The 11,372-nt window shown below is 74.3% G+C and carries 10 protein-coding genes; 2 read left to right on the top strand and 8 right to left on the bottom strand.

Translation table 11 applies throughout. The annotated features are described in order from the left end of the window. Positions 1–2: 2 nt before the first annotated feature. From ACH35V_RS05475 to ACH35V_RS05440, 8 genes are read right to left on the bottom strand one after another with little or no spacing between them, the layout of a single operon-like run. Complete coding sequence (locus tag ACH35V_RS05475) at positions 3–299, bottom strand: phosphopantetheine-binding protein (protein ID WP_395970405.1); 297 nt, start codon at positions 297–299, stop codon at positions 3–5. Positions 300–338: 39 nt separating this feature from the next. Further along, positions 339–1,628, bottom strand: a complete 1,290-nt coding sequence (locus ACH35V_RS05470; protein ID WP_395970404.1) for a type III PLP-dependent enzyme — start codon at positions 1,626–1,628, stop codon at positions 339–341. After that, the gene (locus ACH35V_RS05465; protein WP_395971140.1) at positions 1,618–3,003 is read right to left on the bottom strand and encodes an ATP-grasp domain-containing protein; all 1,386 of its coding nucleotides are present in this window, start codon (positions 3,001–3,003) and stop codon (positions 1,618–1,620) included. Before ACH35V_RS05465 ends, ACH35V_RS05470 begins: the two co-directional genes overlap by 11 nt. Before the next feature lie 7 nt (positions 3,004–3,010). Further along, positions 3,011–3,943: a 3-oxoacyl-[acyl-carrier-protein] synthase III C-terminal domain-containing protein gene (locus ACH35V_RS05460; protein ID WP_395970403.1), complete on the bottom strand. Its 933-nt coding sequence runs from the start codon at positions 3,941–3,943 to the stop codon at positions 3,011–3,013. Continuing rightward, a complete protein-coding gene (locus ACH35V_RS05455; RefSeq protein WP_395970402.1) occupies positions 3,940–4,233 on the bottom strand; it encodes an acyl carrier protein in 294 nt (97 codons plus the stop codon). Before ACH35V_RS05455 ends, ACH35V_RS05460 begins: the two co-directional genes overlap by 4 nt. Before the next feature lie 12 nt (positions 4,234–4,245). Continuing rightward, positions 4,246–5,955 (bottom strand): acyl-CoA dehydrogenase, encoded by a 1,710-nt coding sequence (locus tag ACH35V_RS05450; RefSeq protein ID WP_395970401.1) that lies wholly within the window; start codon positions 5,953–5,955, stop codon positions 4,246–4,248. Further along, positions 5,952–7,670, bottom strand: coding sequence for an acyl-CoA dehydrogenase family protein (locus tag ACH35V_RS05445; RefSeq protein WP_395970400.1), 1,719 nt, complete (start codon positions 7,668–7,670; stop codon positions 5,952–5,954). Before ACH35V_RS05445 ends, ACH35V_RS05450 begins: the two co-directional genes overlap by 4 nt. After that, positions 7,667–9,436 (bottom strand): fatty acyl-AMP ligase, encoded by a 1,770-nt coding sequence (locus tag ACH35V_RS05440; protein WP_395970399.1) that lies wholly within the window; start codon positions 9,434–9,436, stop codon positions 7,667–7,669. The genes ACH35V_RS05445 and ACH35V_RS05440 overlap by 4 nt, the downstream gene beginning before the upstream one ends. A gap of 164 nt (positions 9,437–9,600) precedes the next feature. Between ACH35V_RS05440 and ACH35V_RS05435 the strand changes: the two genes are divergently transcribed. Both ACH35V_RS05435 and ACH35V_RS05430 read left to right on the top strand, forming a co-directional pair. Continuing rightward, entirely contained in the window at positions 9,601–10,395 is a 795-nt protein-coding gene (locus ACH35V_RS05435) for a sulfotransferase family protein (RefSeq protein ID WP_395970398.1), read from the top strand. After that, positions 10,392–11,171: a hypothetical protein gene (locus ACH35V_RS05430; RefSeq protein ID WP_395970397.1), complete on the top strand. Its 780-nt coding sequence runs from the start codon at positions 10,392–10,394 to the stop codon at positions 11,169–11,171. The genes ACH35V_RS05435 and ACH35V_RS05430 overlap by 4 nt, the downstream gene beginning before the upstream one ends. Positions 11,172–11,372: the final 201 nt, after the last annotated feature.

Genomic DNA, 11,372 nt, shown 5'->3' with positions numbered 1-11,372 from the left:
GGCTAGCCCCCGACGCTCTCGGGCGTCTGCTCGGCCAGCTGCTCCACGACGAAGGACGCCAGCGTCCCGACGGTCTCGAAGTGGTGCTGCTCCAGCGAGTCCGTGTCGAACTCGATCTCCAGTTCCTCCTCCAGGGCCATCAGCAGCCCGAGGATCGTGGTGGAGTCCAGGCCCAGCTCGGCGAAGAGCGCGCTCTGCTCGCCGATGGTGTCGGGGGCGAGGCCGGCCGTCTGGGCCAGCGCCGTCACGATCGCGCCGACCACGCGGCCGCGCGGTCCGGTCGTGCTCGTGTTCTGCATGGGAATCATCACCTCTCGGAGACGTGGACGGTGTGTGCGTCAGGCGCCGGCCGTGACGGGCACGGCCGGGTCGTACAGGCGCTGCCGGGTCAGCAGGTCCTCCGGCCGGTCGCGCTCCCGGACCAGATGGGCGCGGCCCTCGTCCACCAGCACCTCGGCCGGGTAGCCGTGGCTGAGGAACAGCACGGGCGACGCGGTCGGGCCGTAGGCCCCGGACCGGAGCACCCCGAGCAGGTCGCCGGGCCGTACGGGGGGCAGCTCGGCCTTCTTGGCGAGCGTGTCGTTGGGCGTGCAGAGCGGGCCGGTGACGTTCCATTCCTCGGTGGCGGGCTCGTCCATGCGGGTGAGCGCCGCCATGGGGAAGTTGCGTTTGACGAACGACCCGATCCCCACCGCCGCCATGTGGTGGTGGGTCCCGCCGTCGGTCACCGCGAACCGCTCCCCCATCGACGTCTTCACGTAGCGGACGGCGACGACGTAGGTCCCGGACTCGGCGGTGAGATACCGGCCCAGCTCCATGATCAGCCGGGTGCCGGGATGCCGGTCGGCGAACGCGTCAACGACCGGGTTGAGGCGCTCGGTCAGCACGGCGGGGTCCAGATCCGGCTCCCCGGCGAAGTAGCCGACGCCGAGGCCGCCGCCGACGTCGACCATGCGCGGCTCGACGCCCAGGTGGGCGCAGACCCGGTCGGCCAGGTCGAGGATGCGCGTGGTGTTCTCCACGACGACGTCCTCGCTGAGGATCCGCGTCCCCATGTACACCTGGACGCCCATGAGGTCGACGCCCGGGAACCGCTCCGCCAGGCCGTGCTCGGCGAACAGCTGCTCCTCGTCGATGCCGAACTGGCGCGGCTTGCCGCCCATCGCCAGCCCGGACCGCTTGACCGCGAAGCTGGGGTTCACCCGCAGCGCGACCGGGGCGCGCAGCCCCCGCTCCCGCGCCAGCCGGTCGATCTCGGCGAGTTCGGGAAGCGACTCGCAGACGATGGCGTAGACGCCCTCGTCCAGGCAGGCGGCCAGCTCGCGGCGGCTCTTGCCCGGCCCGAGGAAGATGACGTCCTGCGGGTCGACCCCGGCCAGCAAGGCCGTCCGCAGCTCCACCAGCGACGAGACCTCGGCCCGCGCGCCCAGCGAGTGCAGCAGCGCGCAGACCGACACGTTCGGATTCGCCTTCAGCGAATAGAAGATCTCCATGGCGGGATGCAGCCGGTCGCGCAACCCCTGGAAGCGGTCGCGCAGCACCTCGCCGTCGTAGACGAACAGCGGGGTGCCGAACTCGTCCGCCAGGTCGGAGACCGGGATCCCCTGCACCTGGAATTCACGCGTCATCGTGGGTCGTCCTCTCAGCAGTCGCGGCCGCCAGGCGGTCGCCGATCTCGCGGTCCAGCGCGGCCATCGAGTCCGAGGAGCCCGCGACGACGATTCCGTACAGCCGTCCGTCGAACGGGGCCTCGCCTTCGGCCGGTGCGGCCGCGTTGACCGTGGCGTAGTTGTTGACCAGCAGGCCGCTGCCGCGCGCGGGGTCGAACAGCAGGTCCCCGAGGCGGGCGCGCAGGTCCTTGAACGGCAGCGGCCGGCCGAGCCGCAGCCGGTAGTGCCGGGCCAGCGCGGTGCGCCCGCCGCCGAGGAACGCCTCCTGGACGGACGCCTGGTAGGTGGACATGTTGTTGCGCGCGTTGATCTCCACGACGGGATACAGGCCACCGTCCGGGTCCACCATCGCGTCGACCCCGACGACGCCGAAGTAGCCGTCGGCGGCCAGCGCCGCGCCCAGCCGGGGCGCCAGGTCCCGCAGCTCCGCGACCTGCCGGTCGGACAGGCGGGCTGGCATGCGGTGCCCCTTGTGGACGCCGTCCTCGGTCAGCGCCTCCTTGACGAAGTCGAAGTGCACCCCGCCGTCGCGCGCGACGGTGAACTGGTAGTTGAGGTCGGCGGTCTTGGCGACCCATTCCTCCACCACCAGCGCGATCCGGTCGGTGCCCGTCTTCTCCGCGCGCCGGGCGACCATCCGGTGCAGCCGGTCGAGCCGCCGGACGTCGGCGACGACCTCGATGCCCTTGCCGGACACGCCGAACGCGTCCTTCACCACCACGCGGCGACCTGCTCCGAGCAGGTCGCGGGCGGCGTCGAAGGCGGACGCGAGCGCGGCGAGGTCCGGGCACGTCCAGCCGCGGGCCTGCCGGACGCCCAGCCGGTCGGCGAGCCGCCGGCTGTAGATCTTGCTGTTGGCGGCCTTGCACACCACGGCGGACGGGGCGGTCAGCGCTAGGCCGGTCTTCGCCGCGAGCCGTTCCTCAAGGTCGGAGACGCCGTGCGCGCTCAGCGCCGCGCCACTCCCGGACAGCCCGCCGAGCGCGGCGAGCAGCGCCGGGTCGGCGAGGGCGTCCTCGGTGACGATCCGGGCCGGGTCCTGCCGGGCGGCCACGAGGCGTCTCGGCAGCGTGAACCCGAGCTCGTCCAGGTACCCGAGGTAGTCGGCGTCGGGCTCGTCCTTCAGGACGACGTGGTCGTCCGCGCCGCCGAGCAGGAGCGCGAACTCCTCCATGCGGTTGGCGATGACGCCGCCCGCGCCGAACGAGAGCCGCGACAGCCCGATCTCCCCCCGCGCCCAGCGGTCCTCCACCTCGAAGTTGCCGAGGAACACCAGCGGCGTGCCGGCGTCCCCGGTCAGCGCCCGCCGCAGGCGGTTCGCGAAGGCTTCCATGGTCACCTCAGTGCTCCAGCACCATCGCCGAGAAGGTCGAGCCGAGCCCGACCGTGGCGAGCAGGTAGCGGTCCCCCGGACGCAGCAGCCCGCGTTCCAGGGCGGTCTGGTAGTTGATGAAGGGGTCGGCGCAGAAGCAGTGGCCGGTGACCGGGACGTTGTCCAGGAACACCCGGTCCAGCGGGAACCCCAGATGCCTGGCCAGGCGGACCCACGACACGCGGTTGACGTTGTGCGGGAACACGTGCGCGACGTCGTCGAGCGCGATCCCGGCCCGTTCGACGGCGGCCAGCATGACCTCGGCGAGCGCCTCGGTGTAGATCTGCTGGAACTCGGTGAACAGGTCGTCGGTCAGCGACAGGCACTCGTAGAAGCGGCCGTGCGTGCGGGCGGCGTAGCCGAGCATCCGGTCGTGGTCGTCGCGGACGCCGACGAGCACCGCCGCCGCGCCCTCGCCGTTGATCGCGGTCCCCGGGACGGTCTGCGCGCCCAGGGTGAAGGTCTTCTCCCCGGTGAGGATCAGCGCGAGGCCGTCCGGGTCCCCGTCGGCGGCGAGCAGCTTGCCGCACAGGTCCACCGCGAGCAGGCCGGACGCGCACGCGTGGTGGGTGAGCGCGAACGCCTCGGCGTGCTCCAGCCCGAGTTCGCGGCGGACCTCGTGCACCGGGTTGACCGGGTGCGGCACGACGATCGGCATGGTCCGCGCCTGCACCACGTAGCGGACGTGCCGTTCCCGTCCGCGCAGCCCTTCGAGCTTCCCGGCCGCGGCGAGCATCAGGTCGGTGGGCGGGCCGGCCGGGTCGCGGCGGACCTCGTCCAGGCCGAAGAAGCGCCGGTACACCTTGACCTCGGCGTCGTCCAGCCCGAGCTCGCCGCCCAGGACCGCGATCGGGACCCGGCCGGCCGGCAGGTAGGTCGCGACCGCCTCCAGCGAGGTCATCCGGAACCGCCCCGCCGGGCCGCGGGCCCCGACACGCCGCCCAGGTGCGCGGCCAGCGCGTCGATCGTCGGATGGTCCCAGATGACCGTGGGTTCGAGGACGAGCCCGAGCCGCTCCTCGATGTCGCCGCAGAAGACCAGGGCGTAGACCGAGTCCAGGCCGTAGGACGTCAGCGGCGCCGACGCCTCGATCTCCGCCGGGGGGCGCCCGGCGTAGTGCGCGACCCGCTCCCGCAGGAAGTCGCGCAGGTCGTGTCCGGCCAGGTGGCCGGCCGGTTCTTGGTGCTTCATCTCGTCTCCTGGTCAGGGTCGGCGACGGTCCCGCAGCCCCATGCCGCGGCGGTCGCGGTGGCGCGCGAGGACCTCGGCGCACAGCGGTTCGGACAGGTGCGGGGGCGGACGTCCCGGGTCGCGTCCCAGCCGCGCGACGATCCGCCGCAGCGCGGCGACGACCCAGATCGGGTCGGCGAGGAACTCCCGGTCGTCCCCGGCGTTGTGGAGCCAGACGTTCGCGCAGGCGATCGCCGCCAGCACCGCCGCGTAGCGCGCGGGCAGCCGCAGCGCCTCCGCCGGGGCGTCGACGGTCAGCTCGCGCGGGCTCAGCCCGGCGCACTCGGCCGTCAGGTCGGACAGTTCGGCGGCGATCACCTGGAGCAGGCGGCGCACGTCTCCCTGGACCTGCGGGGCGTCCAGGGCGGCGGCGAGCCCGGCGCTGAGGGCGTCCCGCCCGCCGGAGGTGAGCGCCAGGTCGGCGAACGGCAGCGGCGGCAGTCCCGCGCCGAGCCGGAACAGGGCCTCCGGCGGTTCCTCGCCGCCGTCCCGCCACGCGCGCCTGGCCACGCGTGGGAGCTGCGGCAGGAGCGTGGCCAGGCACGCCGCGCGGGCCGCGTGCCCGAATCCGGCGGGCGGCAGGTCCCGGGCCAGCTTCTGGAAGATCGCGTAGGCGCCCTCCCGGATGTAGAACTGCGCGCCGAGCACCCGGGACAGCCCGTACATCGCGTCGGTGAGGAGGGTCGCGACGAAGTACTTGGTCGCGGACGCGTACAGGCTCGCCGCGCCGGGCAGCAGGTGGACGGCCCGCGCCGCCACGGTCGCCATCGCGTCGCAGACGAGCAGGTCGGCGAACGCGTCCGCGAGGATGGCGCGGATGTGCGGCATCCCGGCCAGCGACCGGCCGTAGAGCACCCGCTCGTCGGTGAAGGCCGCCGCGACGTCGAGGCCCCCTTCCAGGACGCCGACCGCCATCGACGGCAGCGCGGTCCGGGTGATCTGGAACGAGCGCAGCGCCGTCTCCATGCCCTCCCCCGGCCTGCCGAGCACGGCGCCCGCCGGGACGGGGCAGTCGCGGAACTCCAGCCCGCCGAGCTGCACGCCGCGCATCCCCACGCTGTGGAAACGCGGCAGGTAGCCGGGCTCGCCCGGGGGAAGGTCGGCCTTGTCGACGAGCAGCTGCGAGTGGCTGCGGCTGCCCTGACCGGGCGCGGTGAGCGCGAACAGCACCATCGCTTCGGCGCGCCGGGCGTTGGCGATGACCTCCTTGCGGCCGTTCAGGAGCAGCGCGCCGTCCGGGCCTGGAAGGGCGGACAGCTCCGCCCTGGCCAGGTCGTTGCCGTGCGCCAGCTCGTGGTAGCCGACGATCAGGCGCCCGCCGTCCAGCAGCAGGTCGGCGGTGTGGCGGCGCTGCGCGGCGCTGCCCGCCGTCCAGACGTTCACGGCGGCGATCAGGCTGCTCGCGCCGTAGCCGAGGCCCAGCGCCGGATCGCGGCGGAACACCGTCCGCAGGACCTCGGCCGTGCGGTCCAGGGCGGTGAGGCGGCCGCCCAGCTCGGGCGGGACGAACTCGGCGTTCAGCCCGAACTCGTCCAGGACGCGCTCGCCGGCGCCGAACGGCTCCTCCGCCTCGTCGGCGGCGAGGACGGCGGCGTGCCCGACCGGGTTGGCCGGGTCCCACGGGTCGCCGAGCATCCGTTCGAGGCGTTCGATCCCGGTCTCCGTCTCGGCAGGCGCGGTCATCGCACCCCCTCCGTGGTCGGCGGCGCGACCGGGCGCCCGGCGGACAGGGCGTCGAAGAGCCGGTCGAAGACGTCGTCGTCGGCCGTCCGCGAGGAGGGGCGCAGCGCGCGCAGCACGTAGACCAGGCACGCCTCCAGCCACAGGTCCCCGCGTCCGGAACCGCGGTCGTGGAGCCAGACGCGGATAGCGGACGCCCCCGCGACGCACATCTCGTACTGCCGGGCCAGCTCGAACGCCTCCGGCTGCACGTACTGGGACGCGGGCGGGCTCTTCGCCAGCTCGCCGTGCAGCCGGTCGCAGCGTTCGGCGAGCTCTTCGGCCAGCTCGGCGACGGCGGGCGTGGCGCGTCCGGCGGCGGCCCGCGCGCGGAGTTCCCGGACGGCGGCGCGCAAGTTCTGGGTGAGACCGCAGCCGTTGCGCGCCAGCAGCGTCAGCCGGTCGAGCCGGGCGGGCGGCAGCGGGGCCGACAGGTCGGCGGCGGCGGCGATCCCGTCCTCGTCGGCGGTCCCGTCGCGGTGCCCGCGCACGAGCGCCTGGAAATGGCTGATCAGGACGTGCTGGTTGACGAACGTGCTGCCGTCGAAGATGCCGACCACCCGGTGGTCGCGCTCCAGCTTCTGGAACGCGCCGTGCTCGTGGGCGCCGGTGAGGAAGGCGCGCGCCCCGAGGAGCTCCCCGCACGCCTCGATGATCTTGTCGACGCGGGTCGGCACGTAGGACTTCGCGACCGCCGACAGCACGCTCATCTCCGCGGGCAGCGTGTGCAGCGCCCGCGCCGCCACGACGCTGACGATCTCGGCGCTGAACAGCGCGGCGTGGGCCTCGCCCAGGGTGCGGCGGACGTGTGGCAGCCGGATCAGCGTCCGGCCGTACAGCTCGCGCCGTCCGGCGAAATCGGCGGCGAGCCGCAGCGCCTGGTCGGCGGCGCCGAGGGAGAGCGCGGTGCAGGCGGTCCGGGTGATCTGGAGGGCGCGCAGCACGGTCTCGATGCCGCCGCCGGGCTCCCCGACGAGCGCGCCGGACGGGACCGGGCAGTCGTCCAGGCCGATGCCGCTGATGTCCGCGCCGCGGATGCCGTGCGTGCGCACCTTCGGCAGGTGGCGGTACCGGTCGCGGGGTATCCGCCGCTTGTCGGCCAGCAGCAGGCTGAACCCGCGCGGGCCGCCCTCGGGACGGGTGCGGACGAGCAGGCACGCCAGCGTCCCCCGCGTCGCGTTGTTGATCAGCCATTTCTCGCCGCTGACGCGGTAGCCGCCCGCGGTCTCGGCGGCGGTCACCTCGCTCGCCAGCAGGTCGCTGCCGTGGCCGCGCTCGGTGAGGCCCCACGCCACCGGCCGTCCGGCGACGATGTCCGCGCCGAGCGCGGCGGCCTGGCCCGGGTCGCCCGCGAGCCAGACGCACACGCCGCCGAGGAAGGTCTTGCCGTGCCCGATCGCGACGGTCAGGTCGCGGCGCGCCACGAGCCGCAGCGCCGCGACGAGCTCGTCGTAGCGGGCGAGCGCGCCGCCGTGCTCGACGGGGACGTACATGCCGGGCAGCCCGAGCCGGTCGAGCTCCCGGCACATGTCGTCGGGGAACTCCTCGGCCCGGTCGAGTTCGGCGCCGCGCGCGTAGGACAGCGGCGAGCCGGGGTCGGACGGGTCGCCGAGCATCCGGTCGAACGCCGGCAGGTCCACCGCGCCCGGCCGGAAGCAGGACGTCGCCGTGGCCGTCACGACGCCGCCGCTCCCCCGGGCCGCTCCGCGCGCAGGGCGACGACGTCCGGGGCCAGCTCGGCGTGCAGGACGGGGAGGTCCCCGGCGAGGAACCGGCCGCGCACCACCCCCCGCTGGATCTTGCCGCTGGTGGTGCGGTCGACCCCGCCGGGACGGACGAGCACCACGCCCTTGGGCACGATGCCGTGCTCGCGGTTCAGGCTGTCGCGGATCCGCGCGGCGACCTCGGCCAGGCCCTGCGGGACGCGGCCCCGGCACTCCTGGACGACCACCAGTTCCTCGGCGGGGACCTCGACCGCGAAGGCCGCCCCCGCCCCGCGCGCCAGGGCGGGGTGGGCGGTGCGGGCCGTGGCCTCCAGGTCCTGGGGGTAGAGGTTGCGCCCCCGGTGGATGATCAGCTCCTTGATGCGGCCGGTCACGTACAGCTCGCCCGCCCGCAGGACGCCCAGATCCCCGGTCCGCAGGAAGCCGCCGGCGCCGTCGGCCGCGCCCGCGAGCGCGGCGTCGAAGACGCGTGCGGTCTCCTCGGGACGCCTCCAGTAGCCGCGGGCGACGTTCGCGCCGCGCACCCAGATCTCGCCGACCCGGCCGTCCGGCAGCGCCCGGCACGTCCGCGGGTCCACGATCCGGACGTCCAGGAACTCGGCCGGCCCGCTGCTGACCAGCCGCCGGACGGGCGCCCCCGGCTCCGGCGGACGCAGCTCGCCGCGCTCGAACGCGGCGGTGTCGACCTCGGTGAGGACCGGGAAGCGCCGCGGCCGGTCGCCGGAGACCACCAGCGTCGTCTCGGCCATGCCGTAGCCGGGCAGCATCGCGGACGGCCGCAGTCCGGCGGCGGCGAACCGGCGGGTGAACGCCTCCACGGTGGCCGCGTGGACCGGCTCGGCCCCGTTCACCGCGCTGCGCCAGCCGCTCAGGTCCAGGCCCGCGAGCTCCTCGTCGGTGACGCGCTGCACGCACAGGTCGAAGGCGAAGTTCGGCGCGGGCGAGAAGTCGACGCCGTGCCGCTCGACGAACTTGAGCCAGGACACGGGCCGTCGCAGGAACGCCATCGGCGCCATCAGGACGCTGCGCCCGCCGAGGCCGAGCGGGGTCAGCAGCTGCCCGATCAGGCCGAAGTCGTGGTACATCGGCAGCCAGCCGCCCAGCACGGACTCGGCGTCCAGCTCGGCGATCCCCGCCAGGATCTCCGTGTTGGCCAGGACGTTCGCGTGGTCCACCATGACGCCCTTGGGGTCGGCCACCGACCCGGAGGTGTACTGGAGGAAGGCGAGCGCGCCGGGGTCGGGGGGCGGCGGCGTCCAGGCGTCCGGGGCCGGGAGGTCCTCCCGCGCCGGGACGATCCGGGCGACCGCGCCGAGGTCCTGCTCGTCCGCCCAGGCGGCGAGCGCGTCCTCGTCGGCCGCGTCGGCGAGTGCGGCGGCCGCGTCGGCGTCGCGCGCGATGGCCGCGAGCCGGTCCGTCTGCCGGCGGTAGCCGTCCGGGAGCGGCGCGGCGACCGGCACCATCCCCGCGTACAGGCAGCCGATGAAGCTCCGGGTGAAGTCCAGGCCGGTCGGGTGGAGCACCAGGATCCGGCTGCCGGGGGCGAACCGGTCCTGGAGCAGCGCGGCGATCGCGCGGGCGTCCCGGTCGAGCTCGCCGTAGGTGAGGGTCAGGTCGGCCCCGGCGCGGAACGGGTCCGGGGAGAAGACGACGGCGACCCGGTCGCCGTGCTCGGCGGCCCGCGCGCACATCGACTCGACGAAGGTCCTGTTCTCGTTCACGCGTTCACGGCTCCATCGGGAGGGTGGCGGGGTCGGGCCTGACGAGCTTCACGCACCCGCCCGATATGCCGGAAGCCACGAAAGAGCGCGCCATGGGTCTGACCGAAATGACCTGCCAGAAAGGGCACTGCAGCGGACCCCGTCCCGCCGTCTACCGTCCGACTGTGCGACACACGATGGTCTTTGTCGGCGGACTCCACCGCAGCGGAACCACGCTGCTGGCGTCCCTGCTGGGCGAGCATCCGGACATCAGCGGCTTCGAGCAGACCGGGGCCCCGGAGGGCGAGGGGCAGTACCTCCAGACGGTGCTGCCGGTGGACGAGCACCACGGCGGGCCGGGACGGTTCGCGTTCTTCCCGGACGCCCACCTGACCGAGGAGTCCCCGCTCGCGACACCGGAGAACGCCCGGCTTCTGCGCCGCCAATGGGACCGGTACTGGGATCTGTCCAGGCCCGTCCTGCTGGAGAAGTCCCCTCCGAACCTGCTCCGGTTCCGCCTGCTGCAGCGGATGTTCCCGGACGCGCGGTTCGTGCTGATGATGCGGCACCCGGTGCCGGTATCGCTCAGCACGCGTTCCTGGGCCCCCGCGCTCACGCCCCGCGAGCTGGTCTGGCACTGGGTCCACGCGCACGACCTGGCTTTTCAGGACATCGCGCTGCTGCGGAACGCGCTGGTCGTCCGCTACGAACGGCTACTGGCCGACCCCGCCGAGACGCTTGCGGAGGTCTCCGCGTTCGCCGGGCTGCGCTCCGGGCCCCCGGCCGAACGGCTCGCGCTCCGGCGGCTGGACCAGTCGGTCAACCGGAGGTACTTCGACCGGTGGCGGACGCTGGTCGGCGACGATCCTCCGAAGCGGTGGCCGGGCGGGCTGGAGGCGGCCGTCAACGCCCACGGCTACAGCCTTCGTCCCGACGCCACGGACGGGCCGATGCTCTCTGCTTCCGCGAGGTCCCGATGAGCCCGATCCTGGTGGTGCACGGCGGCGGGCCGCACAGGGACGCGTCCGCGCTCCAGGTGGAGTGGAGCACGTCCATGATGGACGGGCTGGCGCTTGCCGGGTACCCGTACCGGCTCCCGGCCCCGCCCACGATCGTCGATCTCGAAACTCCCCGCTGGGAGCCCGACCCGGACGCCCCGGAGCGCGACTGGACGCGGAGCACGCTGGACGAATGGTGGCGCAACGCGCTCTTCGCGGACGATCGCGTCCGGGACGAGACCGGCGCCGCCTTCGACGCCCGGCTCGCCGCGCTGGGCCGATCCCGTTTCTTCACCGGCCTCCCTCCAGAGGATCTGCTCCATGCGCTGGCCGTGCTCCGGCACCTGCTGACCGGCTCCGACGTCGCCCGGGAACGGGTCGGTGCGGTCGCGAACCTGATCGACGGCCGGACCCGCGTCGTCGTCGGCCTGGGCGTCGCGGCGATCGCGGCGGCCGACGCGCTGTGCCGCGCCGTGGCCGTGCCCGCGTCCGCGCCGGTCACGCTGATCACGGCGGGCGTGCCATCGGGGTGGGACGTGCCGCGCCCGCCGCCCTTCCGGGCCTGGACCAACCTGGTGGATCCCGCCGACGGCCTGACCGGTGGACGCGGGCTGCGGGCACGCTGCGGCGACGTCGTCCGCGATGTTCCGCTGGACTGCGATCCCCGGCTGCACGCCGTCCGCCCGTACGTGGCGACGACCGAGTTCGGCGCCGCCCTAGGCACGGCCCTCGGGACGTCCCCGGAGTCCAGTCGCTGAGCCGCCGTCCGGTGCACGGCGGACGGCCGGGCCCGGCCGGATGGGGAGGGTTTCCGTCCGGCCGGACGCGCGGCGGCCTGGGTGTTCCGCCCGCCGGGCCCGCCCGGAGAGAGTTGACGAACGCCGCCGCGACCAGGAGCGGCACCGCGCGGCCTTGAGGAGGTCCATTCCATGAGCCCAGCCCGAACGCGCCCGCCGCGC

Origin of the sequence: Actinomadura sp. 1N219 (genome assembly GCF_044326405.1) — a bacterium.
In the GTDB taxonomy this organism is placed as follows: Bacteria; Actinomycetota; Actinomycetes; order Streptosporangiales; family Streptosporangiaceae; genus Spirillospora.
The sequence above is the reverse complement of the archived record's forward strand: the minus strand, read 5'-3'. Positions and strand labels throughout refer to the sequence as shown.